This window comes from Curtobacterium sp. NPDC090217 (genome assembly GCF_044746705.1).
Classification (GTDB): domain Bacteria; phylum Actinomycetota; class Actinomycetes; order Actinomycetales; family Microbacteriaceae; genus Curtobacterium.
The window spans coordinates 642258-669134 of the sequence record NZ_JBIVCR010000002.1 but is presented as its reverse complement, the minus strand read 5'-3'; the positions used below and the strand labels follow the sequence as shown (position 1 = coordinate 669134).

Here is a 26877-nt window from a genome sequence, read left to right as displayed (position 1 = left end):
TGCGCCCCGACAGCGTCGTCGAAAGGGCACCACCATGACCATCGCAGCATCGCCCACCACCTACGCCGCACCCGGCGAGGCAGGATCACTCGTCTCGTTCCGACCGAGGTACGACCACTTCATCGGGGGCGAGTACGTCGCCCCGACCGGCGGCCAGTACTTCGAGAACCCGACACCGGTCACCGGGCGGGTCTTCACCGAGGTCGCCCGCGGCGACTCCACCGACGTGGACCGCGCCGTGCAGGCCGCGTGGAAGGCGTTCCCCGCGTGGGGGAAGACCAGCGTCACCGAACGGGCGAACATCCTCACCAGGATCGCCGACCGGATGGAGCAGAACCTCGAGCTCCTGGCGGTCGCGGAGACGTGGGAGAACGGCAAACCGATCCGCGAGACCCTCGGTGCGGACATCCCGCTCGCGATCGACCACTTCCGCTACTTCGCGGGGGCCATCCGCGCGCAGGAGGGTTCAACGGGGGAGATCGACCACGACACCGTGGCGTACCACTTCCACGAGCCGCTCGGCGTCGTCGCCCAGATCATCCCGTGGAACTTCCCGATCCTGATGGCGGTGTGGAAACTCGCGCCGGCCCTCGCCGCCGGCAACTGCGTCGTCCTGAAGCCCGCAGAGCAGACGCCGGCGTCGATCCACGTGCTCGTCGAGCTGATCCAGGACCTCATCCCCGCCGGCGTGCTCAACGTCGTGAACGGCTTCGGGTTCGAGGTCGGTGCCCCGCTCGCGCAGCACCCGGACGTCCGGAAGGTGGCGTTCACGGGGGAGACGACCACCGGCCGGCTCATCATGCAGTACGCGTCGCAGAACCTCATCCCCGTGACGCTCGAGCTCGGCGGCAAGAGCCCGAACGTGTTCTTCGCCGACGTCGCCCAGGAGCACGACGCGTTCTACGACAAGGCACTCGAGGGGTTCGCGTTCTTCAACCTCAACCAGGGCGAGGTGTGTACCTGCCCGTCCCGCGCGCTCGTCGCGAAGGAGATCTACGACGGGTTCGTCGCCGACGGCCTCGACCGCGTGCGTGCGGTGAAGCAGGGGCACCCGCTCGACATGTCGACCATGATCGGCGCCCAGGCGTCGAACGACCAGCTCGAGAAGATCCTGAGCTACATCGACATCGGCAAGCAGGAGGGGGCGAAGCTCCTGACCGGTGGCGAGCGAGCCGACCTCGGCGGCGAGCTGTCCGGCGGGTACTACGTCACGCCGACCGTCTTCGAGGGCGACAACGCGATGCGCATCTTCCAGGAGGAGATCTTCGGGCCGGTCCTCGCGCTCACGTCCTTCAGCGGCTACGACGACGCCATCTCGATCGCCAACGACACCCTGTACGGTCTCGGCGCCGGTGTGTGGAGCCGCGAGGCCACCACCCTCTACCGGGCAGGTCGTGACATCCAGGCCGGACGCGTGTGGGAGAACACCTACCACCAGTACCCGGCCGGTGCGGCCTTCGGCGGCTACAAGCAGTCCGGGGTCGGGCGCGAGAACCACAAGATGATGCTCGACCACTACCAGCAGACGAAGAACCTGCTGGTCTCCTACGCAGAAGGGCCGATGGGGTTCTTCTGATGAGCACCGACCGCGTCGCGGTCACGCCGGCGGCGAGTGACCTGCTCAGGTCCCTCGCCGCCCGGCACGGCCCGCTCATGTTCCACCAGTCCGGCGGCTGCTGCGACGGCTCGAGCCCGATGTGCTACCCCGTCGGCATGTTCATGACCGGGCCGGGCGACGTCCTGCTCGGGGCGCTCGAGGTCGACGGCATCGACCCCGTCGAGGTCTACATGTCGAAGGCCCAGTTCGAGTACTGGAAGTACACCCACCTCACGATCGACGTCGTCGACGGGCGCGGCGGCGGCTTCTCGCTCGAGGTACCCGAGGGCAAGCGGTTCCTCACCAGGTCCCGGATGTTCACCGACCCGGAACTGGAGGATCTCGGTCTGGTCCCGGCCACCCACCGGACGTAGGCTGGCCGCACCCCGGCGCGACGACGCGACGGGCGGACCCGAGGACGGAGGACGCATGCGCGCACCCCGACCGGGATCCGTTCGTCCCCTCGTCGCCGACTCCTGGCGCCGCTCCGCTGGAGTCGACCCCGATGGTGTCCCACGGGTCGCCCTCGGAGCCGACGAACTCGACGCCGCGCGGCGGGACGGGCCGCTCGCCACGCTGCTGCCGATCGTCCGCCGGCTGCTCGTCGACGACACGCGGTCGGCCGGCTGCGTCGTGGCCGTCGGTGACGCGTCCGGCCGGCTCGTCTGGGTCGACGGCGCACGGACCGCCCGCCGGGCAGCAGAGGACATGGGGTTCGTCCCCGGTGCCGACTGGGCAGAGGAACACGTCGGCACGAGCGCACCCGGCACCGCACTCCGCATCGACCGTGCCGTGCAGATCCGCAGCGACGAGCACTACGCGACCGCAGTGAAGCCCTGGTCCTGCACGGCGGTCCCGGTGCACGACCCGTCCGGACGCGCGGTCGGTGTGCTCGACATCACCGGCGACGACCGTGCGGTCGAACGGCACACGCTGCCGCTCGTGCGTGCGACGGTCGCGGCGGTCGAAGCGGAACTCGCCCTCGCCGGGCTCCGGGTCCCGACCCCCGCTGTGGACGTGCCTGCCGAGGCCGAGCTCGTCCTGCTCGGCTCCGACACCGCGACGCTGCACGTCGACGGCCGGGCGGTGGCGCTGTCGGCCAGGCACTCGGAGATCCTCGCGGTGCTCGCGACCGCCCCGGCGGGGATGGCCGCCGCTGACCTCGCCGACGCCGTCTACGGCGACCCCGGTGCGGTGGTCACGCTCCGCGCCGAGGTGGTGCGGCTCCGGCGCGTGCTGTCGTCGGCCGCACCGTCGGTGACGCTCGCCTCCCGCCCGTACCGTGTGGGCGGTGTCCGGACCGACGTCGACGGCGTGCTGTCCGCGCTCGACCGCGGGGCGCGCCTCCAGGCCGTCAGCCGGTACCCGGGACCCGTCCTGCCCGGTTCCGCCGCGCCTGGTGTGGACGCGCTCCGCGACCTGGTGCGCGGTCGGTTCCGCGAGGCGGTCGTGTCGGACGGTTCCGCCGATGCGCTCCTCGCATGGGCGCGGACGCCCGACGGCGCCGCGGACGCGCGCGTGCTGCGAGCGCTGCTCGCGACGCTGCCGCCGCGATCGCCCCGCCGGGCCGGATTGGTCGCTGCGGTGGAGGCGCTCGAAGGTCCGTGACCGCGGGCACCGACCTGGAGGCCCGGGCCGGGCTGGTATCGTGAGTCACCTCGCGAGTGTGGTGGAATCGGCAGACACGGGGCACTCAAAATGCTCTGCCTCACGGCGTGCGGGTTCAAGTCCCGCCACTCGTACAAGCGCAGCTCACGGCGTGCGGGGCAGTTCCGACCCCACCGTCCCGCCACTCGTACTCTCTCCACGGCTGTTCGCGGCTGCAAGCAGCGCTCCCGACGTCTAGTAGGCTTTCGGACGTGAGTGACTCAGAAGCAACTGCAACAGCGCCCCGTCGTGTCGTCGTCGCCGAGGACGAGTCGCTCATCCGTCTCGACATCGTCGAGATCCTCCGCGACAACGGGTTCGACGTCGTCGGCGAAGCGGGTGACGGCGAGACCGCCGTGCAGCTCGCGACCGACCTCCGCCCGGACCTCGTCATCATGGACGTCAAGATGCCCCAGCTCGACGGCATCTCCGCGGCCGAGAAGCTCTCGAAGAACCACATCGCCCCGGTCGTCCTCCTCACGGCGTTCAGCCAGAAGGAGCTCGTCGAGCGTGCGACCGAGGCCGGAGCGCTCGCGTACGTCGTGAAGCCCTTCACGCCGAACGACCTGCTCCCCGCGATCGAGATCGCCCTCTCGCGGCACCAGCAGATCATCACCCTCGAAGCCGAGGTCGCCGACCTGGTCGAACGCTTCGAGACCCGCAAGCTCGTCGACCGCGCCAAGGGCCTGCTCAACGAGAAGATGGGCCTCACCGAGCCCGAGGCGTTCCGCTGGATCCAGAAAGCATCGATGGACCGCCGCCTGACCATGCACGACGTCGCCAAGGCGATCATCGAGCAGCTCAGCGCGAAGAAGTAGTCGCTCACACCCTCTCCTTCCCGAAACGCCGCCGTTCTCGGCAGCGTTTCGCGGTTCCGGCGGCGTTCCGTGTCTCCGGTGGTGTCCATCTGCGAAGGTGGAGCCGTGAACGACGTCGTGATCCGTGCCTCCCGTCCGTCCGACATGCCGGCGGTGGCCGACCTGCGGTGGCGGTGGAGCATCGAGGAGGACGGCCGACAGGCCGCGCAGACGCCCGAGTCGTACCGCGATGCCATGACGGACTTCGCCGTCGCCCACCCGGAGTCGCACCGGTGCGTCGTCGCCGAGCGCGACGGCGTCGTGCTCGGGATGGCGTGGTTGGCGCTCGTCGCCCGGCCGCCGGCACCGGACCGCCCGGGTGGCCGCATCACGGCCGACGTGCAGACCGTGTACGTGCACCCGGACCTGCGTGGGCTCGGGGTCGCGGGTCGACTCGTCGCCCGGCTGCTCGAGATCGCCGACGAGCTCGGATCCGAGCGCACGTCGGTCCACTCGAGCGTGGACGGCGAACGGCTCTACCGGCGGCTCGGCTTCGGCGACGCCCGGCTGCTGCTGCAGCGGCCTCCGGAGGACTGACCGCGGCCGTCGTCGCTCAGCCGCCTGCGGGGAGCTGCTGCAGCGTCCAGGCGTTCTCGTCCGGGTCGGTGAAGAACACGAACCGCCCCCAGGCCATCTCGTCGACGCCGACGGCGTTCACCCCGAGGCCCTGCAGGTGTGCAAGGGCCTCGTCGGCATCCGGGACGACGACCTGGATCGACTTCAGCGACCCGGGAAGCACGTCGGGGGACATGATGCCCTGACCGAACGCGATCGAGCACGCGGACCCGGGAGGGGTGGCCTGCACGAAGCGGAGTTCATCCGAGACGCGCTGGTCGTGGTCGATCGTGAAGCCGATGCGTTCGTAGAACTCGCGGGCACGGTCGACGTCGCTGACGGGGACCATGATGAGTTCGATCTTCCAGTCCATGGCGGACTCCCTGCGTCGGAGCGGTCGGTCAGCGCCGCTCACGGATCATGTTCGTGATGCGTACCGTGGAGCAGCGTCGCCCCTGCTCGTCGGTGAGGACGATCTCGTGGGTCGTCAGCGTGTTGCCGAGGTGGATCGCGGTGCACGTGCCGGTGACGATGCCGCTGGTGGCGCTTCGCGAGTGCGAGGCGTTCAGCTCGATGCCGACCGCGTACCGACCGGGTCCGGCGTGCACGTTCGCGGCCATCGAACCGAGGCTCTCCGCCAGGACGACGTACGCCCCGCCGTGCAGGAGCCCGACCGGCTGCCGGTTGCCCTCGACCGGGATGGTGCCGACGGCGCGCTCCGCGGAGAGCTCCGTGATGACCATGCCCATCTTGTCGGCGAGCTCGCCCATCCCGCGGTCCGCGAGGCGTTCGTCGACGGGGCCGGTGGTGGTCGCTTCGTCGGTCACGCGCTGGGACTCCCGTGTCGGATGGCGTCGGTAGGCTGTCCGGGTGTCGGACTCCGCAAAGCCTACCCTCATGGTCATCGACGGCCACTCGCTCGCCTTCCGGGCCTTCTACGCGCTCCCGGTGGACAGCTTCGTGAACCGCGACGGGCAGCACACGAACGCCATCCACGGTTTCATCTCGATGCTGCTCATGCTCCTCCAGCGCGAGAAGCCGACCCACCTGGCGGTCGCGTTCGACATCTCGCGGTTCTCGTTCCGCACCCGAGAGTACGAGGACTACAAGGGCACCCGTTCCGAGACCCCTGCTGAGTTCAAGGGCCAGATCCCGCTCCTGCAGCAGGCGCTCGAGGCGATGGGCATCACCACCGTCACGAAGGAGGACTACGAGGCGGACGACATCCTCGCGACCCTCTCCTCGCAGGGTGCTGCACAGGGCTACCAGGTCTACGTGGTCTCCGGCGACCGCGACTCCATCCAGCTCGTGAACGACGACGTCACGCTGCTGTACCCGTCCGTCCGCGGCGTCTCCGAACTGACGCGGTACGACCGCGACAAGGTCTACGAGCGGTACGGCATCGAGCCGCACCAGTACCCCGACATCGCCGCACTCGTGGGCGAGACCAGCGACAACCTGATCGGTATCGACAAGGTCGGCGAGAAGACCGCCGTCAAGTGGATCACCCAGTACGGCTCGCTCGACGGCGTGCTCGAGCACGCGGACGAGATCAAGGGCGTCGTGGGCAACAACCTGCGCGAGCAGAAGGACCGGGCGATCCGGAACCGCAAGCTGAACCGCCTCGTCACCGACGTCGAGCTGCCGGTCGGTCCGGGGGACGTCGCGCTCCGACCCCTCGACGAAGCCGCCGTCCGCGAGCTGTTCGCCAAGCTGCAGTTCCGCACGCTGCTCGACCGCGTGTTCAAGGTCGCCGGGAACGGCGAGACCGGTGAGGCCCCCGCGGTCGAGGGCGGTGTCGACGACGGTGGACCAGCCTCGCCGACGGTGAAGACCCTGATCGACGAAGAGCTCGGCTACTGGCTCGAGCGGAAGAACGCCGCAGCAGCCGAGAACGGGTACGGCGTCGCGGTGGAGGTCATCGACGGCAGCCTCAGCGCCATCGGGATCGCCACCCACGACGACGCCGTCCTGGTCCCGGGCGGCAGCGGTGCGAAGGACTACGAGCAGCTGACCGCGTGGTTCGCGTCCGACGCCCCGAAGCACTTCCACGACGCCAAGGCCGCGGTGAAGGCGCTCGGCACCGCCGGCATCGCGGTGAACGGCATCGCCGGCGACGCCCGCATCATGGGCTGGCTGGCGAACCCGGGCAAGCAGGGCCAACCGCTCACCGACCTCGTGTACCAGGAGCTCGGTGAAGAGCTCCCGACGGCGGACCCGAACCAGCTCGTCCCGGAGACCGACCCCGTGAACGTCGGCGTGCACGCCTGGTACGTCCTCCGCGTGACGACGGCGCTCCGGGCTCGCATCGACGCCGGGTCGCTCGGGGTCCTCGACGACATCGAGCTCCCGCTCGTGTCGGTCCTCGCTGACATGGAGACGACCGGCGTCGGCATCGACCGCCCGGTGCTCACGAACCTCTCGAAGGAGCTCGGGGAACGCGCGGCCGACCTCGCGCAGCAGGCGTTCGCCGAGATCGGGCACGAGGTCAACCTCGGCTCGCCGAAGCAGCTGCAGGAAGTGCTCTTCACCGAGCTCGCGATGCCGAAGACCCGCAAGACCAAGACGGGCTTCTCGACCGACGCCGCGAGCCTGGCCGACCTGCAGGAGCAGCACCCGCACCCGTTCCTGGGGCTCCTGCTCCAGCACCGTGACGCCACGAAGCTCCGGCAGATCGTGGACACGCTCGACGCCGCGGTCGTCGACGGCCGCATCCACACCCGGTACGAGCAGACCGGCAGCAGTACCGGCCGTATCTCCTCGACCGACCCGAACCTGCAGAACATCCCGGTCAAGACCGCCGTCGGTCGTCGGGTCCGTTCCGCGTTCGCCGTCGCCGAGCCGTACACGACGCTCCTCACCGCGGACTACTCGCAGATCGAGATGCGCATCATGGCGCACCTCTCCGGTGACCCCGGGCTGATCCAGGCCTTCAACGAGGGTGAGGACCTGCACCGCTTCGTCGGCGCCCGGGTGTTCGGTGTCGAGCCGGCGGACGTCTCACCGGAGATGCGCACGAAGGTCAAGGCGATGTCGTACGGCCTCGCGTACGGGCTCAGCGCGTTCGGTCTGTCGAAGCAGCTCCGCATCGAGCAGAGCGAAGCGCGCACCCTGATGACCGAGTACTTCGCCCGCTTCGGCGCGGTGCGGGACTACCTCCGCAACGTGGTCGAGCAGGCTCGTGAGGACGGCTACACCGAGACGATCTTCGGCCGTCGTCGTCCGTTCCCCGACCTCAAGAGCCCGAACCGCGTCCTCCGCGAGAACGCCGAGCGTGCTGCGCTGAACGCACCGATCCAGGGCTCGGCCGCCGACATCATGAAGATCGCCATGCTCGGCGTCGCGGCCGACCTGCGCGACGGCGAGATGGGCACGCGGCTGCTGCTCCAGGTGCACGACGAACTCATCCTCGAGGTCGCCCCTGGGGAGCAGGACCGCGTCGAGGAGATCCTGCGGACCCGGATGGGCGGCGCGGCCGACCTCACCGTCCCGCTCGACGTGTCCGTCGGCTCCGGCCCCAACTGGGAGGCCGCCGCGCACTGACCCGCGACTGGTCACGACACCACGCTCGGGTTCGCCGGGTGGTCGCTGCCCGTCGGTTCGGCGGCGTCGGAGCCACGTTCTTCGACCGGTCGGGGGTGTGCGCGCGGGGTGTCGCGACCGGTCGCCGGGTGCCACGTCCCCCCATCCCAGGCCGCACCCGCACGCCTGCACCTCGCGCGCCTACGCCGCGCGCCTGCACCTACGCCGCGCGCCTGCGCCTACGCCACCCTCACCCCGCCCGCCCTCGCCCCCCCCCCGCGCCGTCAACCGGCCCGCGAGCCTGCACCCCGCCGCGTCACCCCGCCTGCGACTGGTCACAACATCCCGCTCAGGTTCGCCGGGTGGTCGCAGCCCGTCGTCCGGGCGCTCTCTGAGCAACGTTCTTTGACCGTTCGAGGGCGTGCGCGCGGGGTGTTGTGACCGGTCGCCTGGTGCCACTTCTCCCATCCCGCGACGCACCCGCACGCCTGTACCTCGCTCGCCTGCGCCTGCGCTGCGCGCCTGCGCTGCGCGCCTGCGCTGCGCGCCTGCGCCGCGCGCCTACGCCGCCGTCACCCCGCCCGCGACTGGTCACAACACCCCGCTCAGGTTCGCCGGGTGGTCGCGAAGGGTCGTTTGGGTGCCCTCTGAGCGACATTCTTTGACCGGTCGGGGGCGTGCACGCGGGGTGTTGTGACCGGTCGCGCAGGCGGGCGGCGGGCGAGAGCACGAGGCCGGCGCGCGTCGGTAGGGTCGAGGCATGACCGAAGACCGTCCCGCCCGCCAGCCCTCCGCCGTCGACCGTGTGGCCGAGGAGTGGGTGACCACCCTCGTCGACCTCGACCCGACGGTCGCCACCTACGTCGGCGTCCCCGGGCGCACGGGGGAGTACGGCGACACCTCGCCGGCCGGGGCAGCCGCGATGGCGGACGCGGCGAGGGCGGCCGCTCGTTCCCTGGCCGCTGCGGAGCCGGTGGACGCCGTCGACCGTGTGACGAAGACGGACCTCGGCGCCGAGCTCGACCTCGTCGTCGAGTCGTACGACCGGAAGCTCCACCTGCGTGACCTCAACGTCATCGCCAGCCCGGCGCAGTCGCTCCGCGAGATCATCGACCTCATGCCGACCGCCACGGCATCGGACTGGGACGACATCGCCGACCGTGTCGGCGCGTTGCCGGACGCGCTGGAGGGGTTCCGCGAGACGCTGCTCGAGGGCACGCGCGAGGACGTCACCCCGGCCAGGCGCCAGGTCGAGCTCGTCGCCGAGCAGGCTGCTCGGAGCGGTGCCGAGGACGGCTTCTTCCGACAGCTCGCCGAGAGCGCGGCGCTCGACGACGGGACGCCCGTCCCCGACGCCGTGCGGGCGGAGCTCGCCCGTCGTGGCGAGGTCGCCGCCGCGTCCTTCCGGTCGTTCGGGCGCTTCCTCGAGCACGAGCTGATGCCACTGGCGACCCCGGTGGACGCCGTCGGCCGTGATGCCTACGAACTCCACTCCCGGCGCTTCCTGGGTGCCGTCGTCGACCTCGACGAGACGTACGAGTGGGGGCTCGAGGAGCTCGCACGCATGCGGTCGGAGCAGGAACGCATCGCCGACCGCATCGAACCCGGCGCGTCGGTCGCCCGCGCGGTCGAGGTCCTCGACGCGGACCCGGCCAGGATGCTGCACGGCACCGACGCCCTACAGCGGTGGATGCAGGAGACGAGCGACGCCTCGATCCGGGCGATGGACGGCGTGTACTTCGACATCGCCGACCCGATCAAGCGCCTCGAGTGCCGCATCGCCCCGACGCAGGAGGGCGGGATCTACTACTCCGGTCCGTCGGACGACTTCTCACGCCCCGGCCGGATGTGGTGGTCCGTGCCGCAGGGTGTGACCGAGTTCCAGACCTGGCGCGAGAAGACGACCGTCTACCACGAGGGCGTCCCCGGACACCACCTGCAGATCAGCCAGGGCGTCTACAACCGCGGCGAGCTGAACACCTGGCGCCGCCAGCTCTCCGGATCGTCCGGCCACGTCGAGGGCTGGGCGCTCTACGCGGAGCGGCTGATGGAGCAGCTCGGGTTCCTCGACGACGAGGGCGACCGGCTCGGGATGCTCGACGGGCAGCGCATGCGGGCGGCCCGCGTCGTCCTCGACATCGGCGTCCACCTGCAGAAGACCAACCCGGACGGCGGCGGCTGGACGTGGGAGTACGCGCTCGACTTCATGCGCGAGAACGTGAACATGGACGACGCGTTCATCCGGTTCGAGGTCGCCAGGTACTTCGGGTGGCCGGGGCAGGCGCCGTCCTACAAGGTCGGACAGCGCGTCTGGGAGTCGATCCGCGACGAGGTCGCAGCGCGCGAGGGCGCCGCGTTCGACCTGAAGTCCTTCCACCACCGCGCGCTGGCGCTCGGCAGCATCGGCCTCGACACGCTCCGGTCGGCGCTGCTCGACTGACCGATCCGGTGCGAGTGACTCCCCGCGACACGGGCGACACACCCGCTTGTGGGGGGTCGCGCGCACCGGTTAGACTTGTGCGGCGCAATCCGCGTCACCACAATCAACCGCCACCGCGACAGCATGTGGGAGTCATTCTCCCGCGTCGCCCTGGCCCGACTCATGTCCGTTCGGAGCAATCTCTACATGACAACCACTACGACCAAGGCTCCTAAGCAGGTCGCCATCAACGACATCGGTTCGGCTGATGACTTCCTGGCCGAGGTCGAGAAGACCCTGAAGTTCTTCAACGACGGCGATCTCATCTCCGGCACCGTCGTGAAGATCGACCGCGACGAGGTCCTCCTCGATGTCGGTTACAAGACCGAGGGCGTCATCCCCTCGCGCGAGCTCTCGATCAAGCACGACGTCGACCCCAACGAGGTCGTCAACGTCGGTGACGAGGTCGAGGCCCTGGTTCTCCAGAAGGAGGACAAGGAAGGCCGCCTCATCCTGTCGAAGAAGCGTGCGCAGTACGAGCGTGCGTGGGGCGACGTCGAGAAGATCAAGGAGTCCGACGGGGTCGTCACCGGCACCGTCATCGAGGTCGTCAAGGGTGGCCTCATCGTGGACATCGGTCTCCGTGGCTTCCTCCCGGCTTCGCTCATCGAGCTGCGTCGCGTCCGTGACCTGACGCCGTACCTCGGCCAGGAGATCGAGGCGAAGATCCTCGAGCTCGACAAGAACCGCAACAACGTGGTCCTCTCGCGCCGCGCCCTGCTCGAGCAGACGCAGTCCGAGTCGCGCACCACGTTCCTCAACAACCTCCACAAGGGCCAGGTCCGCAAGGGCGTCGTCTCGTCGATCGTCAACTTCGGTGCGTTCGTCGACCTCGGTGGCGTCGACGGTCTCGTCCACGTCTCGGAGCTCAGCTGGAAGCACATCGAGCACGCCAGCGAGGTCGTCGAGGTCGGTCAGGAAGTCACCGTCGAGATCCTCGAGGTGGACCTGGACCGCGAGCGCGTGTCGCTCTCGCTCAAGGCCACCCAGGAAGACCCGTGGCAGGTCTTCGCCCGCACCCACGCGATCGGTCAGATCGCACCGGGCAAGGTCACGAAGCTCGTGCCGTTCGGTGCCTTCGTCCGCGTCGCGGACGGCATCGAGGGCCTCGTCCACATCTCGGAGCTCTCGAACAAGCACGTCGAGCTCGCCGAGCAGGTCGTCTCGGTCGGCGACGAGGTCTTCGTGAAGATCATCGACATCGACCTCGACCGTCGCCGCATCTCGCTCAGCCTCAAGCAGGCGAACGAGGGCGTCGACCCCGAGGGCAGCGAGTTCGACCCGGCGCTCTACGGCATGCCGACGGAGTACGACGACAAGGGTGACTACAAGTACCCGGACGGCTTCGACCCGGAGACCAACGAGTGGCTCGAGGGCTACGACACCCAGCGCGAAGAGTGGGAGCGTCAGTACGCCGCCGCTCAGGGTCGCTGGGAGGCGCACAAGGCGCAGGTCGCCAAGTCGCTCACCGAAGAGGCGCAGGGTGGTTTCGACCTCCCGGCCAGCGCTTCCTCGTCGTTCACGAGTGAGCAGGCCGGTCAGGGCACCCTGGCCGACGACGCTTCGCTCGCGGCGCTCCGCGAGAAGCTCAGCTCGACCAACTGATCGAGCCGGTGCTGCCGTGCGCAGCACTGAGCGCACCGGAAACCCGGCACCCCGAGAGGGTGCCGGGTTTCCGGCGTTTCGGGAGCGTCCGACCCGTACGCTGTTGCCGTGCGCATCATCGGACTGACGGGCGGCATCGCCGCGGGGAAGTCGACCGTGTCGCGTCGATGGGCCGAGCACGGCGCGGTCGTCGTCGATGCGGACCGGCTGGCACGGGACGCCGTCGCTCCCGGCAGCCGGGGGCTTGCACGTGTCGCGGAGCGGTTCGGTCCCGATGTGATCGCTGCCGACGGCTCGCTCGACCGCCCGGCGCTCGGCACCGTCGTGTTCGCTGATCCCGCGGCACGGAAGGACCTCGAGGCGATCACGCACCCGGAGGTGTGGCGCCTCGCCCAGCTCGCGTTCGACGCCGCCGCTGCAGCGGACCCCGACGCGGTCGTGGTGTACGACGTGCCGCTCCTCGCCGAGGCGAAGGCGGACCGCCCGCTGCAGTTCGACGCCGTCGTGGTCGTCGACGCCCCGGCGGCCGACCGCATCGAACGACTCGTGGCGCACCGTGGGATGTCCCGTGCCGAGGCCGAACGGCGCGTCGGTGCACAGGCATCCGACGCGGAGCGCCTCGCACTCGCGGACCACGTCGTCGACGCCACGGGCTCCGTGGCCGACACCATCCGGTCCGCGGACGAGGTGTGGTCCCGGGTCGGCCGATGAGGCACCGTCTGCTGATCGTCATCGCGCTGGTCGTCCTGGTGGCGATCGGCGCCGCGGCACTCGTCGCGGCGAACGTGATGGGCGAGCAGCGCGTCGAGGACCACGGACGGCGGCCCGCGAACGCCCAGCCACGCAACACACACGGTCCGCAGGACGAGTTCCACCGCTTCCGGCTCGGCGCGATCGACGGCGAGCGGCTGGAGCCGAACCGTGACGACTTCGCGGCTCGTACGGCGTCGGACGGCCCGCTGCTCCTGTTCCTCCCCGCCACCAGGGCGAAGCCCGCCCAGTACCAGCGCTTCCTCACCACGGCGCTCGGTGACGGCTACCACGTGCTCGGGCTCGACTACTGGAACCTCGGCAAGACCCTGTCCGGCACGTGCGAGGCCGATCCGCAGTGCTACGGACAGGTGCAGCGGAACCGGTTCGACGGCACCAGGCAGTCCGAGTTCAGCAAGGTGTCGCCGGCCGGATCGATCGTCTCCCGGTTCCGCGACGCCATCGCGCACCTCGACGACGTCGACCCGAAGGGCGGCTGGGGACGGTTCGTCGCCGCGAACGAGGACATCGCCTGGCAGGACGTCGTCGTCGCCGGGCACTCGCAGGGCGGGGGAGAGGCGGCCTACATCGCGCACATCCGTCCAGTCCTCGGCGCGCTGATGTTCTCGTCGCCGGTGGAGTCACTCGGGCCGGCACACGCGGCGTGGATGGACCGTCCCGGTCGGACCCCCGCGTCGAAGATGTACGCGATCGACGACGTCCGTGACGTCTTCGGTCCGCGCATCCGCGGTTCGTGGCGGGTCCTTGGACTCGACGCACCTGCGACGTCGGGTGGGCCGGACGGCCCGTGGCGCACGGACACCGCAGCGCCGCCGGACGGCTGGGATCCGCACGCCATCCTCACCGACATCGAGGTGGGGACGCCGGACGAGTCGCACTCGCGCATCATCAAGGACACCACACCGCTCGCGGACGACGGACAGCCGCGAATGCTCGGGCTGTGGCAGTGGCTGCTCCGGCGGTTCCCGCTCCCCGTCGAGCAAGGACCGGATGCCGGTGCCACCGACGTCCCACAGGCGGCCCCGACGACGTCCTCCGGGACGTCATAGGAACGAGAACTACCATTGGGTGGTGCAGCACGATGGTCGATCACCCGAACCCGCACCCGCCGATCTCCGCTCGTTGATCCGGGAGCGCGCCTCCACGGACACGGATCGCGTCTTCCTCGAGGACGGCCGGTCCGACCGGGTCCTGCGCTACGGCGCCCTCGATGCCGCGGTCAGCGCCTGGGCGTCGACGTTCGACGTGATCGGCATCCCGTCGTCCGGCGCGGTCCTGATCGACGTCGGCGACCCGCTCGCCTTCGCGGTGGTGCACCTCGCTGCGGTCGCCACCGGTCGTCGAGCGGTCCCGGTGGACACCGGACAGCCGGTCACCGAGCCGGCCCGGCTCGCCGACCTGCTCGGTGGAGCCTCCATCGTGGTGTCGGACCGCGAGGTGGACTCGACCATCCCCGGGACGCCCGCCGCACGCGTCGACCCGGCCACGGGCCTCCCGGCGGACGTCCGTGACGGCGACCTGCCGGGTGATGCCCCGGACGCTCCCGGCGAGGGCTCCGTGGTCCTGTTCACCTCGGGCTCGACGGGCACGCCGAAGGGCGTCGAACTCCCGGAGTCGCAGCTGCTCTTCGTCGCCCGAGCAGTCGCGCAGCACAACCAGCTCGACTCGGACGACCGCGGGTTCAACTCCCTGCCGCTCTTCCACGTCAACGCCGAGGTCGTCGGGCTGCTCGCGACGCTGGTGGCGGGCGCGACGCTCGTGCTCGACCGGCGCTTCCGTCGCACCGGGTTCTGGGAGTTGCTCGCCGAACGACGCATCACCTGGCTGAACGCGGTCCCGGCGATCCTCGCGGTGCTCGCGAAGACCGGCCCCCTCGACTTCCCGCCGAGCCTGCGGTTCGTCCGCAGCGCATCGGCACCGCTGCCCGACCCGGTCCGCACGGCGCTCGGCGACACCCCGCTCGTCGTGAGCTGGGGGATGACCGAGGGCGCGAGCCAGATCACCGCGACGCCGCTCGACGCTCCGGCGCGACTCGGCACGGTCGGCGTGCCCGTCGGCTCCGAGGTGCAGGTCCGCGGCGAGGACGGCACGCTGCTGCCCGCCGGCGAGGTCGGCGCGCTCTGGGTCCGCGGACCCGGCATCGTGCACTCGTACCTGTTCGGCCGCGCGGCGGAACGGTTCGACGCCGACGGCTGGCTCTCGACGGGCGACGTCGGGTCGGTGTCGGAGGACGGCTGGGTGTCGCTGGCTGGACGGTCGGACGACGTGATCAACCGCGGCGGCGAGAAGGTCTACCCCTCAGAGGTCGAGGACGTCCTGCTCGGCGACGCCCGCGTGCTCGAGGCCGTCGTGGTCGGACGTCCGCACGACGTGCTCGGGAGCGTGCCGGTCGCCTACGTCATCCCGCAGCCGGACGAGCCCGTCGACGCCGACGCCCTCGTGGCCGACCTGACCGAGCGGACCACCGCCGAGCTCACCCGCTTCCGGCGGCCGGTCGAGATCGTCGTGGTGCCCGACCTGCCGCGGGCACCCACCGGCAAGATCCAGCGCGCCCGGGTGCGGAACATGGCGGAGCGCTCATGACCGCGACGGGTACCGGCACGGGAACGGCGGACGCCGCGTCGCGCGTCGCCCCGACCGGCGTACAGACCCCGACCAGGACCGCGGCGGGGCGGCCGCGGCACCTGTACGAGATCGACGTCCTCCGCATCCTGACGTTCGCGTGCGTGCTCGGTGTGCACACCACGAGCCACACGATGGCGTCGGACGACATCGGCCTCGCCGGGCTGCTGTCGCTGCTGCACTTCACCCGCCTGGTCTTCTTCACCCTGACGGCGTTCGTGCTCGTGTACAGCTACACGATCCGCCCGAAGCCCATGTCGGTGTTCTGGCCGAAGCGCTTCCTGCTCGTCGGCGTGCCCTACCTGGCGTGGTCGTTCGTCTACGTGGCGTCGGCCTGGCTGCTCGACTCCGGGCAACGCGGCGACGTCCCTGCGCTCGTCACGACGTACGCCGAGGGCATCGTCACCGGCACCGCGAAGTACCACCTGTACTTCCTCCTCGTCACGATGCAGGTGTACCTCCTGCTGCCCGCGATCATGTGGGTCGTCCGCAGGACCCGGCGGCACCACGTGACACTGCTCGTCGTCGCGTTCGTCGTGCAGCTCGGCATCTTTGCCTGCTACAAGTACTTCCCGTCGACGGACGCGTGGATGCACGGCTACCAGAAGCAGTTCTTCTTCTCGTACGTGTTCTTCATCATCTCCGGGGCCATCGCCGCCGACCACGCGGACGGGTTCCTCGGGTTCATCCGGAAGTACCGGCGCGCGATCATGTGGTCGTTCGCCGGCGGTGCGCTGCTGACGGTCGTCGTGTTCACGATCCACCTGCTCGCGGGCAACTCCCCGTACGCCGCCGGGACGCCGCTGCAGCCGATCGAGGTCGTCTGGAGCACGATCGTCTTCGTCGCGTTCCTGGCGATCGGTGCCGCGTGGGCAGACAAGCGCGTGCCCGGCAGTCGCCTCGCCAAGGCGGTCGACTACGCCTCGGACCGCTCGTTCGGCATCTTCCTGAGCCACCCGCTCGTCATCTGGCTGCTCCTGTACGGCGACAGCTGGCTCGAGGGCCTCGTCCCGAAGCCGTGGCTGACGCTCGTCACGTACCTGCTGGTGGTGGTGCTCGCCGTCGCGATCACCGAGGTGTTCCGCTGGACACCCCTCAGCGTGCCGCTCACGGGTCGTCCGTCACTGTCGTCCCGGAAGGCGCGTGTCGCACGCGCCGCGAAGCGGCAGGCCGCGGCCGCGGCCGCGTAGCGGGTCGAATCGCGCGTAGGAGGTCGTTTCGCGCGTAGGAGGTCGGTTTTTCCGACCTCCTACGCGCGTTCCTGCCACCTATGCGCGGTCTGACCGGGCGGGCGGGCCGACCACGCGACGGACAGGAGGCTCGTGGCGACGCCGCCACGAGCCTCCCGTCCGTCAGTGGGCCGCGTCCACACCGCACCCCGGTGCGTGCTTCGCGCCCCGTCATGCAGGGGCGCGAAGCACACAGCGGGGTGCGATGTTCGGACACGACGGAGCCCTCCCGGCGGACCGGGCGGGCTCCGTGAGGGATCAGGACGCCTGCTGCTGCTCCGCCTTCGGGGTGCCGACCTCGAGGACACCGTCGGTCATCGTGAGCCGCTGCGGCTTCATGAACCAGGCGACGACGGCGGCGGCGCCGAGGAGCGCGCAGGACAGGGCGAATGGAAGCTGCCACCCGGACGCGTCGATGAGCAGTCCGAAGACGATCGGCGAGACCACGCCGGCGATCCCGAACCCGGTGTTCATGAACCCGGACGCGGTCCCGGACCACTGCGGCGCGACGTCCATCGGGATCGCCCAGAGGTTCGCGTTGCAGAGCTCGAGGAAGAAGAACGACAGCGCCAGTGAGATCGTGGCGACGAGGAGTCCCTGGCCGATGACGAGGGGGATCAGGCACACGAGCGACCCGCCGAGCCCGACGACGAGGATGCTGCGTCGCGCGTTGCGGGTGTTCCCGCCTCGGTGGATGATCCGGTCGCTGAGCATGCCGCCGACGGTGTCCCCGACGACACCGGCGAGCAGGATCAGCGTGGTGAAGAGGGCGAAGTCGCCGATCTCCAGGCCGTAGGTCGAGCTCAGGAACGTCGGCAGCCAGGTGAGGAACACCCAGAGCGTCCAGCCGTACCCGAAGTCGACGAAGGTGACCGGCAGGATCTGCTTCGCCATCTGGCCCCACGGCACCGGGGGACGCGTCGCGCGGGTCTCGACGGGCGGCAGCTCGTCGAGCTCGACCTGCTTGATGCCCTTCGCCGACTCCGGCTTGTCGCGGAAGAAGAACCACCACACGACGGCCCACGCGAAGGAGAGCACTGCGGTGGCGAAGAACGCGAGTCGCCAACCGCTGATCGCGATGAAGTAGGCGACGACGAGGGGCGCCAGCGCGTTGCCGAGTCGGGCAGCCGAGTGCACCACGCCCTGGGCGAAGCCGTTCCGGTCGCGCGGGATCCAGCGGCTCATGGCCTGCGTCGCTGTCGGGAACGCCGCGGCCTCGCTGAGCCCGAGGAGTGCACGTGCGGCGAAGAGGGTCCAGAAGCCGACGGCGAACCCGGTCCAGAGCGTCGCGACGCCCCAGATCACGGTGATGACGAACAGCGCCTTGCGGGGCCCGAACTTCTCGCTGATCGTGCCGCCGAACACCTGCAACAGGGCGTAGGGGAGCGAGAAGGCGGAGACGATGAGACCGGCGGTGGCCTCGTTGAAGCCGAACTCCTCGGTGATGTGGGGGAGTGCGGTGGAGATGTTGGTGCGGTCGATGTACGAGATCGCGTACATGAAGCACAGGAGGATGAGCACGCGCCCACGGATGCGTCCGCGGAACGGTGTGCCCTTCGCCGGTGCGGTGGGAGTCGCCGTCGTCATGGGAGCCTCTTCGGGTCTTCGGGTCTTCGGGGCGTTGCGGGGAGATCGCTGCGCGTGCTGAACGGATGGGACGCTAGACCTGATTTCTATCAGCGTCCTTTGTGGTTCGTTGCGCGGACCGATGGACGGCCCGCGCGCGGACGGGGTACGCCGTGGGCGAGCGGGACCCTTCGGTGTCGGTGGTCGCGCCTAGTGTTGACGGCATGGGAGTTGCGATCGAACCCACCCGCGCGGTCCGTCCGTTCGAGGTCATCAGCGAGTACTCGCCGAGCGGTGACCAGCCGGCGGCCATCGCCGAGCTCGCCGGTCGGATCAACGCCGGTGAGACCGACGTGGTGCTCCTCGGCGCGACCGGGACCGGCAAGTCGGCGACCACGGCCTGGCTCATCGAGCAGGTCCAGCGGCCGACGCTGGTGCTCGCCCACAACAAGACGCTCGCCGCCCAGCTGGCGACCGAGTTCCGCGGACTGCTGCCGAACAACGCCGTCGAGTACTTCGTCTCGTACTACGACTACTACCAGCCGGAAGCGTACGTGCCGCAGACGGACACCTTCATCGAGAAGGACTCCTCGGTCAACGCCGAGGTCGAGCGCCTCCGGCACTCCACGACGAACTCGCTCCTCAGCCGGCGGGACGTCGTCGTCGTCTCGACGGTGTCCTGCATCTACGGCCTCGGGACGCCGGAGCAGTACATGAACGCCTCGGTCGCGCTGCACCGCGGGCAGACGATCTCCCGCGACCAGCTCGTCCGCCGGTTCGTCGCCATGCAGTACCAGCGCAACGACGTCGACTTCGCCCGCGGGACGTTCCGCGTCCGTGGTGACACCATCGAGATCATCCCGATGTACGAAGAGCACGCGATCCGCATCGAGATGTTCGGCGACGAGGTCGAAGCACTCAGCTCCCTGCACCCGCTCACCGGCTCCGTGATCGAAGACCTCGACGCCGTGTCGATCTTCCCGGCGTCGCACTACGTCGCCGACACCGACGTCATGCACCGGGCGATCGGCACCATCAAGGAAGAACTCGCCGAGCGGCTCGCCGAGCTCGAAGGGCAGGGCAAGCTCCTCGAAGCGCAGCGCCTCCGGATGCGCACCACGTTCGACATCGAGATGATGGAGCAGATCGGCTTCTGCTCCGGCATCGAGAACTACTCGCGGCACGTCGACGCCCGCATGCCCGGGGAAGCGCCGCACTGCCTGCTCGACTACTTCCCGGACGACTTCCTCATCGTCATCGACGAGTCGCACGTCACGGTGCCGCAGATCGGCGCGATGTACGAAGGCGACGCCTCGCGCAAGCGGACCCTCGTCGACCACGGGTTCCGCCTGCCGAGTGCCCTCGACAACCGGCCGCTGACGTGGGAGGAGTTCCTCGAGCGCGCCGGTCAGAAGGTCTACCTGTCGGCCACGCCAGGTCGGTACGAGCTCGGCGTCACCGACAGCGTCGTCGAGCAGATCATCCGACCGACGGGCCTCGTGGACCCCGAGATCGTCATCAAGCCCTCCGACGGGCAGATCGACGACCTGCTCGAGGAGATCCAGCAGCGCGTCGAGAAGAACGAGCGCGTGCTCGTCACGACCCTCACCAAGCGCATGGCCGAGGAACTCACGGACTTCCTCGGGAACGCCGGGGTCCGGGTCCGTTACCTGCACTCCGACGTCGACACGCTCAAGCGCGTGGAGCTCCTGACCGAGCTGCGACAGGGTGTGTACGACGTCCTGGTCGGCATCAACCTGCTGCGTGAGGGCCTCGACCTGCCGGAGGTCTCGCTCGTGGCGATCCTCGACGCCGACAAGGAAGGCTTCCTCCGCTCGTCGACCTCGCTCATCCAGACGATCGGTCGTGCCGCGCGCAACGTGTCCGGCCAGGTCCTGATGTACGCGGACAAGATGACCGACTCGATGAAGCAGGCCATCGAGGAGACCGACCGCCGTCGCGAGAAGCAGGTCGCGTACAACCTGGAACACGGCATCGACCCGCAGCCGCTCCGCAAGAAGATCGGCGACATCACCGAGCAGCTCGCCCGCGAGAACGACGACACGCAGGAACTCCTCGAACGTCGGGGTGGTGGGGCGCGGGACCGCGGTCGGGCACCCACGCCGTCGCTCAAGCGCGGGGGCATCGCCGGAGAGGGCGCGACGCAGCTCGAGGCGACCATCGCGGACCTCAACGACCAGATGCTCCAGGCGGCCACCGAGCTGAAGTTCGAGCTCGCGGCACGTCTGCGTGACGAGGTCCAGGACCTCAAGAAGGCATTGCGCCAGATGGAGTCGGCCGGGCATGTCCGCTGAGCAGCCGCGGAAGACCGTCGTCGTCACCGGCGCCAGTGCCGGGTTGGGGTACTTCGCGGCCGAGCAGCTCGCCGCGGCCGGGCACCGGGTGGTGCTCGCCACCCGCAGCCCCGAGCGTGCGACGGCGGCCGCCGACAGCATCCGCCGACACGTTCCCGACGCGGCGCTCGAGCACCTGCACGTGGACCTCGCCGACCTCGACGTCGTCCGGACAGCGGCGGCAGCGCTCGGCGAACTCGGCCCGATCGACGCCGTGGTCAACAACGCCGGCGTCGTGGGATCGAGGACGGAGCGGTTCACCGCGCAGGGGACGGAGCTGCAGGTGGGGACGAACCACCTCGGCCACTTCGCGTTCACCGCGCTCGTGCTCCCACTGCTCGAGGAGACCGCGGGACGCGTGGTCCACCTCGGATCGATCGCGCACCGCTGGGCATCGCTCGACCCGTCGGATCCGTTCCGGGTCGGGCACTACTCCGGCTACCGGCAGTACGCCCGCAGCAAGCTCGCCGTGATGCTCTTCGGCTTCGAACTCGCCGAGCGACTCGCGGACGCCGGCTCCCCGGTGTCGAGCGTGGTCGCGCACCCAGGCCTCTCGTTGGACTCGCTCGCGCCGTCGCGTCCCGCGATCCAGCCCGCGCGGACCGAGCCGGCGTGGACCCGACCGGGGCAGCGGCTGTACGCCCAGGGCAAGGACGCCGGGGCACACCCGCTCGTCCACGCCGCGGTGGGCGACGACGTCCGGTCCGGGCAGTACTGGGGGCCAGGCGGCTTCATGCAGCTCCGCGGTCCGGCGGCGGTCGTCCCGGCCGAGCCACGTGCGCACGACCGTGGCGAAGCGGCACGGCTCTGGCGGGCGAGCGAGCGTGCTTCGGGGGTCGCGTTCGCTCTCGACGCACTCGTCTGATGCCGTTCCCGGACCGAATGTCGGACCGCCTTCGTAGAATCGACGGTGATGACCATCACCTCTGACCGCGGTACCGCGACCTCCGGCCGGAGCGCCTTCGGCGACTCCGCCAACACCGACCTCGAGCCCGCAGACCAGCACCTCCCCGGTGGGGCTACACCGCACGACACCTCGACGCTCAGCGTCCGTGGTGCGCGCGTGCACAACCTGCGCGACGTCGACCTCGAGATCCCGCGCGACTCCCTCGTCGTGTTCACCGGCCTGTCCGGCTCGGGGAAGTCCTCGTTGGCGTTCGACACGATCTTCGCCGAGGGACAGCGTCGCTACGTCGAGTCGCTCTCGGCGTACGCGCGTCAGTTCCTCGGGCAGGTGGACCGCCCCGACGTCGACTTCATCGAGGGGCTCTCGCCCGCGGTGTCGATCGACCAGAAGTCGACGAACCGCAACCCGCGGTCGACGGTCGGAACCATCACCGAGGTGTACGACTACATGCGCCTGCTCTGGGCGCGCATCGGGATCCCGCACTGCCCGACGTGTGGCGAGGTCATCAGCAAGCAGACGGTCCAGCAGATCGCGGACCAGCTCATGACCCAGGAGACCGGTACCCGGTTCCAGGTCCTGGCCCCGATCGTCTCCAAGAAGAAGGGCGAGTTCGTCGACCTCTTCCAGGAGCTCGCGGCGTCCGGCTACTCGCGCGCGATCGTCGACGGCGAGCGGATCCAGCTGAGCAGCCCGCCCACGCTCAAGAAGCAGGTCAAGCACGACATCTCGGTGATCGTCGACCGACTGGTGGCGAGCGACGACATCCTCGGCCGCCTCACCGACTCCCTCGAGACGGCCCTGCGCCTGACGAACGGCACGGTCGCGATCGACCTCGTCGACCACGAGGGGCCCGGCGCGGTCCGGACCTACTCCGAGAACCTGTCGTGCCCGAACAACCACCCGCTGGCGCTCACCGAGATCGAGCCGCGGACGTTCTCGTTCAACGCCCCGTTCGGTGCCTGCCCGGAGTGCTCCGGCCTCGGCACGCGCATGTCGGTCGACCCCGACCTGGTGCTCGGCGACCCGGAAGCCTCGCTCGCCGACGGTGTCCTCCTGCCCTGGACCGGCACGAGCGGCCTGTACTCGTACTTCGAGAAGCTCCTGGCCGGTCTCGGCAAGGAACTCGGCTTCCGGCTCGACACCCCCTGGAACCAGCTCGACGCGTCCGTGCAGGCAGCGATCCTCACCGGCAAGGACTTCGAGGTCTCGGTGTCCTGGCGCAACCGCTTCGGCCGCGAGATGCGCTACACCAGCGGCTTCGAAGGCGTGATGCCGTACATCGAGCGCAAGTTCGCCGAGGCGGAGTCCGACTCCCAGCGGCAGCGCTTCCAGGGGTACCTGCGCGAGGTCCCGTGCCCGGTGTGCGACGGCACCCGTCTCAAGCCAGAGGTCCTCGCCGTGACCGTGGCGGACCGCAGCATCGCGGACGTGACCGAGCTCAGCCTCGACAACGCGTACGCGTTCATGGAGACCCTGACCCTCACCGAGCGCGAAGCCCACATCGCCGCGGCCGTGCTGCGCGAGATCCGGGCGCGCCTCGAGTTCCTGCTCGAGGTCGGGCTCAACTACCTCACGCTGTCCCGCGGCGCCGGTTCGCTGTCGGGTGGCGAAGCGCAGCGCATCCGGCTCGCGACCCAGATCGGGTCGGGGCTGACGGGCGTGCTCTACGTCCTCGACGAGCCGAGCATCGGGCTGCACCAGCGGGACAACCGTCGGCTGATCGACACGCTCGTGAAGCTGAAGAACCTCGGCAACACCCTCATCGTCGTCGAGCACGACGAGGACACGATCCGCACGGCGGACTGGGTCGTCGACATCGGTCCTGGTGCCGGGGTGAACGGCGGCAACGTCGTGCACTCGGGCTCGTACGAGGGCATCATCGAGAACCGCGAGTCGATCACGGGCGACTACCTCGCCGGGCGTCGCATGATTGAGATGCCGTCGGAGCGCCGGAAGATCAACAAGAAGCGCGTGATCAGCGTGCAGGGCGCCCGCGCCAACAACCTCAAGGAAGTCGACGTCGACTTCCCGCTCGGGGTGTTCACCGCGGTGACCGGCGTCAGCGGTTCCGGCAAGTCGACGCTGGTGAACGACATCCTCTACAAGGTGCTCGCGAACCAGCTCAACGGCGCACGGCACATCGCCGGCAAGCACACCCGCGTCAAGGGGCTCGACCAGCTCGACAAGGTGGTCCACGTCGACCAGGCACCGATCGGCCGCACGCCGCGGTCGAACCCGGCGACCTACACGGGTGTGTTCGACCGGATCCGGCAGCTCTTCGCCGAGACCCCGGAAGCCAAGGCCCGCGGCTACCAGCCCGGTCGCTTCAGCTTCAACGTCAAGGGCGGTCGCTGCGAGAACTGTTCCGGTGACGGCACGATCAAGATCGAGATGAACTTCCTCCCCGACGTCTACGTCGCGTGCGAAGTCTGTGGTGGCGCGCGGTACAACCGCGAGACGCTGCAGGTGCACTACAAGGGCAAGGACATCTCCGAGGTCCTCGACATGCCGATCAGCGAGGCGGCCGAGTTCTTCGAGCCGATCTCCGCGATCCACCGCTACATGGCGACCCTCGTCGACGTGGGTCTCGGGTACGTCCGCCTCGGCCAGAGCGCGACGACCCTCTCCGGCGGCGAGGCGCAGCGCGTGAAGCTCGCGACGGAACTCCAGCGCCGGTCCAACGGTCGCACCGTGTACGTGCTCGACGAGCCGACGACGGGCCTGCACTTCGAGGACGTCCGGAAGCTGCTGCTCGTGCTGCAGGGCCTCGTCGACAAGGGCAACACCGTGATCACGATCGAGCACAACCTCGACGTCATCAAGTCGGCGGACTGGCTCATCGACATGGGTCCGGAAGGTGGTTCCGGTGGTGGCACCGTCCTGGCGACGGGCACCCCGGAGTTCGTCGCGGACGTCCCCGAGAGCCACACCGGTGTCTTCCTGCGTGAGATCTTCGACGCGCAGGACGCCCGCGTGGGCAAGGAGCGCTCCGTCGGCGCCCGCACGGTCACGGAGACCGGCACGCTGAAGCGCGGCACGAAGGCGGGTGCTCGGTAGGTGGCGGACACCGTCCCGTGGCGTCCGAAGGCGGGGGAGATCCCGACCGACCCGGGCGTCTACCGCTGGCGTGACGGCAACGGCCGGGTGCTCTACGTCGGCAAGGCGAAGAACCTCCGGGCACGGCTCAGCAACTACTTCGCGCCGCTGCCGACGCTGCACGAGCGCACCCGCCGGATGGTCCTGACGGCGAAGAGCGTCGAGTGGACGACCGTCGGGTCCGAGATCGAGGCGCTCCAGCTCGAGTACACGTGGATCAAGGAGTTCGATCCGCCGTTCAACGTGAAGTTCCGGGACGACAAGTCGTACCCGTACATGGCGATCACGATGGCGGACGAAGCACCACGGGTGATGGTGACGCGGAACCGGAAGATCAAGGGCGCGAAGTACTTCGGGCCGTACCCGAAGATCTGGGCTGTGCACGACACGATCGACCTGATGATCAAGGTGTTCCCGATCCGCACCTGCTCCGACTCCTCGTACAAGCGCGCGATGCAGACCGGCAAGCCGTGCTTCCCCGGGCAGATCGGCAAGTGCGGCGGACCGTGTTCGCAGCGGGTCACGATCGCGGAGCACCGTGCCCTGGTCGAGGAGTTCGTCCGGTTCATGGCGAGCTACGACCGCCGGGTGATCACCGAACTCCGGCAGCGCATGGGTGCCTCCGCCGACGCGATGCAGTACGAGCAGGCGGCGAAGTACCGCGACCAGGTCGAGGCGCTCGAGGCCGTCCTCGAGAAGTCGGCCGTCGTGCTCCGCGACTCGGTGGACCTCGATCTGTTCGGCATCGCCGAGGACGAGCTCGCCGCAGCCGTGCAGCTGTTCTCGGTCCGCGGCGGTCGCATCCGCGGTGTCCGCGGCTGGGTCGTGGACAAGGAGCTCGACATCTCGACGGGCGACCTGGTCGAACAGATCGTGCAGGGCAACTACGCCGACGGCACGGCCGAGTCCGAGCCGCCCCGAGAGGTCGTCGTCCCGGAGCTCCCCGACGACGCCGATGCGCTGCAGCAGTGGCTCAGCGACCGTCGCGGCGGCCGGGGGACCAAGCTCAGCACCGCGCAGCGCGGCGACCGGGCCGGCCTCGCACGGACGGCATCGCAGAACGCGCAGCAGGCGCTGATGCTCTACAAGACCAAGCGCTCGGCCGACTACACCACGCGTGCCGCGGCCCTGGCCGACATCCAGGAAGCGCTCGGCATGACCGAGGCGCCGTTGCGGATGGAGTGCTACGACATCTCGCACCTGCAGGGCACGAACGTCGTGGCGTCGATGGTCGTGTTCGAGGACGGGCTGCCCCGCAAGGACCAGTACCGGCGGTACTCGATCGCGGAGACCCGCGACGACACCGACAGCATGCACCAGGTGCTGACCCGTCGGCTCGCGCGTCTCGACGAGGACGCCGAGCTGCCCGAGCAGCCGGACCAGAACGCGGACGGCGTGGTCGCGGTGGAGAAGCCCACGAAGCGGTTCGCGTACCGCCCGCAGCTGCTCATCGTCGACGGCGGCCAGCCCCAGGTCCAGGCGGCGAAGCGGGCGATGGACGAAGCCGGTGTCACCGACATCGCGCTGGTCGGCATCGCCAAGCGGCTCGAGGAACTCTGGCTGCCAGACGACGACTTCCCGGTGATCCTGCCCCGCAACTCCGAGGCGCTCTTCCTCATCCAGCGCATCCGCGACGAGGCGCACCGGTTCGCGATCACCCACCAGCGGGGACGGCGCAAGCGCGACGTCCGCACGCAGCTCTCGGAGATCCCGGGGCTCGGGCCGAGCCGGGTGAGTGCGCTGTTGAAGCACTTCGGTTCGGTGGCGCGGCTGCGGTCCGCCACGGCGGACGAGATCGCCGAGGTCAACGGGGTGGGTCCGGCGACCGCCGCTGCGGTGGTCAGGAAGCTGACGACGGTGCCGACGAGCACGCCGACCGGCGAGTCGCCGACGAGCGCGCCCCAGCCGGCGGAGCCGGGTGCGCAGGACGCGGACGCGACCCGCTCGGGAGGCCCGGTGCAGGTCCCGGAGACGACCGCCGACGGTCCGCACCTGCCTGCATGACACGTGACGAGCCTCCAGGCCGGCCTGCGGACCGCGCGTGTCGGGGGATAGCCTTGTCCGCGAGCC

General features: G+C 69.7%; 19 protein-coding genes and 1 tRNA gene. 17 read left to right on the top strand and 3 right to left on the bottom strand.

Annotation, left to right across the window (positions count from 1 at the left end):
- The first annotated feature begins 34 nt into the window (after positions 1–34).
- The 6 genes from ACIPJ2_RS10870 to ACIPJ2_RS10845 all read left to right on the top strand — a co-directional run bounded on the left by ACIPJ2_RS10870 (position 35) and on the right by ACIPJ2_RS10845 (position 4638).
- The gene (locus tag ACIPJ2_RS10870; protein ID WP_402728822.1) at positions 35–1576 is read left to right on the top strand and encodes an aldehyde dehydrogenase family protein; all 1542 of its coding nucleotides are present in this window, start codon (positions 35–37) and stop codon (positions 1574–1576) included.
- The gene (locus ACIPJ2_RS10865) at positions 1576–1971 is read left to right on the top strand and encodes a DUF779 domain-containing protein (protein ID WP_402728821.1); all 396 of its coding nucleotides are present in this window, start codon (positions 1576–1578) and stop codon (positions 1969–1971) included. The genes ACIPJ2_RS10870 and ACIPJ2_RS10865 overlap by 1 nt, the downstream gene beginning before the upstream one ends.
- A 55-nt stretch (positions 1972–2026) precedes the next feature.
- Complete coding sequence (locus ACIPJ2_RS10860; RefSeq protein ID WP_402728820.1) at positions 2027–3205, top strand: GAF domain-containing protein; 1179 nt, start codon at positions 2027–2029, stop codon at positions 3203–3205.
- Between the two features lie 52 nt (positions 3206–3257).
- Positions 3258–3339: transfer RNA gene (locus ACIPJ2_RS10855), tRNA-Leu, on the top strand.
- Between the two features lie 117 nt (positions 3340–3456).
- Positions 3457–4062, top strand: a complete 606-nt coding sequence (locus tag ACIPJ2_RS10850) for an ANTAR domain-containing response regulator (protein ID WP_144758275.1) — start codon at positions 3457–3459, stop codon at positions 4060–4062.
- Between the two features lie 105 nt (positions 4063–4167).
- On the top strand, positions 4168–4638 hold the full coding sequence (locus ACIPJ2_RS10845) for a GNAT family N-acetyltransferase (protein ID WP_402728819.1): 471 nt from the start codon (positions 4168–4170) through the stop codon (positions 4636–4638).
- A gap of 16 nt (positions 4639–4654) precedes the next feature.
- Here the strand turns inward: ACIPJ2_RS10845 and ACIPJ2_RS10840 are convergent, their stop codons facing one another.
- Positions 4655–5029: a VOC family protein gene (locus ACIPJ2_RS10840; protein WP_402728818.1), complete on the bottom strand. Its 375-nt coding sequence runs from the start codon at positions 5027–5029 to the stop codon at positions 4655–4657.
- A gap of 28 nt (positions 5030–5057) precedes the next feature.
- Positions 5058–5426 (bottom strand): PaaI family thioesterase, encoded by a 369-nt coding sequence (locus ACIPJ2_RS10835; protein ID WP_402728986.1) that lies wholly within the window; start codon positions 5424–5426, stop codon positions 5058–5060.
- 127 nt (positions 5427–5553) lie between these two features.
- Between ACIPJ2_RS10835 and polA the strand changes: the two genes are divergently transcribed.
- From polA to ACIPJ2_RS10800, 7 genes are all read left to right on the top strand, one after another.
- Positions 5554–8199: a DNA polymerase I gene (polA, locus tag ACIPJ2_RS10830; protein WP_402728817.1), complete on the top strand. Its 2646-nt coding sequence runs from the start codon at positions 5554–5556 to the stop codon at positions 8197–8199.
- Positions 8200–8938: 739 nt separating this feature from the next.
- Complete coding sequence (locus ACIPJ2_RS10825; RefSeq protein ID WP_402728816.1) at positions 8939–10618, top strand: DUF885 domain-containing protein; 1680 nt, start codon at positions 8939–8941, stop codon at positions 10616–10618.
- Between the two features lie 186 nt (positions 10619–10804).
- Positions 10805–12262, top strand: a complete 1458-nt coding sequence (rpsA, locus tag ACIPJ2_RS10820) for a 30S ribosomal protein S1 (protein ID WP_402728815.1) — start codon at positions 10805–10807, stop codon at positions 12260–12262.
- 108 nt (positions 12263–12370) lie between these two features.
- Positions 12371–12973 carry a dephospho-CoA kinase gene (gene coaE, locus ACIPJ2_RS10815; protein WP_402728814.1) on the top strand — a complete coding sequence of 201 codons (603 nt, stop codon included), beginning with the start codon at positions 12371–12373 and terminating at the stop codon, positions 12971–12973.
- Positions 12970–14082: a BPSS1187 family protein gene (locus ACIPJ2_RS10810; RefSeq protein ID WP_402728813.1), complete on the top strand. Its 1113-nt coding sequence runs from the start codon at positions 12970–12972 to the stop codon at positions 14080–14082. The genes coaE and ACIPJ2_RS10810 overlap by 4 nt, the downstream gene beginning before the upstream one ends.
- 22 nt (positions 14083–14104) lie before the next feature.
- On the top strand, positions 14105–15616 hold the full coding sequence (locus ACIPJ2_RS10805; protein WP_402728812.1) for a class I adenylate-forming enzyme family protein: 1512 nt from the start codon (positions 14105–14107) through the stop codon (positions 15614–15616).
- Positions 15613–16845: an acyltransferase gene (locus ACIPJ2_RS10800; protein ID WP_402728811.1), complete on the top strand. Its 1233-nt coding sequence runs from the start codon at positions 15613–15615 to the stop codon at positions 16843–16845. Before ACIPJ2_RS10805 ends, ACIPJ2_RS10800 begins: the two co-directional genes overlap by 4 nt.
- A 297-nt stretch (positions 16846–17142) precedes the next feature.
- On the opposite strand, the gene ACIPJ2_RS10795 is transcribed toward ACIPJ2_RS10800, so the two are convergent.
- Positions 17143–18471 carry an MFS transporter gene (locus ACIPJ2_RS10795; protein ID WP_281264660.1) on the bottom strand — a complete coding sequence of 443 codons (1329 nt, stop codon included), beginning with the start codon at positions 18469–18471 and terminating at the stop codon, positions 17143–17145.
- A 215-nt stretch (positions 18472–18686) separates the two neighbouring features.
- Between ACIPJ2_RS10795 and uvrB the strand changes: the two genes are divergently transcribed.
- From uvrB to uvrC, 4 genes are read left to right on the top strand one after another with little or no spacing between them, the layout of a single operon-like run.
- Complete coding sequence (gene uvrB / locus ACIPJ2_RS10790; RefSeq protein ID WP_281267583.1) at positions 18687–20765, top strand: excinuclease ABC subunit UvrB; 2079 nt, start codon at positions 18687–18689, stop codon at positions 20763–20765.
- Entirely contained in the window at positions 20755–21669 is a 915-nt protein-coding gene (locus ACIPJ2_RS10785; RefSeq protein ID WP_402728810.1) for an SDR family NAD(P)-dependent oxidoreductase, read from the top strand. Before uvrB ends, ACIPJ2_RS10785 begins: the two co-directional genes overlap by 11 nt.
- Before the next feature lie 48 nt (positions 21670–21717).
- A complete protein-coding gene (gene uvrA / locus ACIPJ2_RS10780) occupies positions 21718–24768 on the top strand; it encodes an excinuclease ABC subunit UvrA (RefSeq protein WP_402728809.1) in 3051 nt (1016 codons plus the stop codon).
- A complete protein-coding gene (gene uvrC, locus ACIPJ2_RS10775; RefSeq protein ID WP_402728808.1) occupies positions 24769–26811 on the top strand; it encodes an excinuclease ABC subunit UvrC in 2043 nt (680 codons plus the stop codon).
- Positions 26812–26877 lie beyond the last annotated feature (66 nt).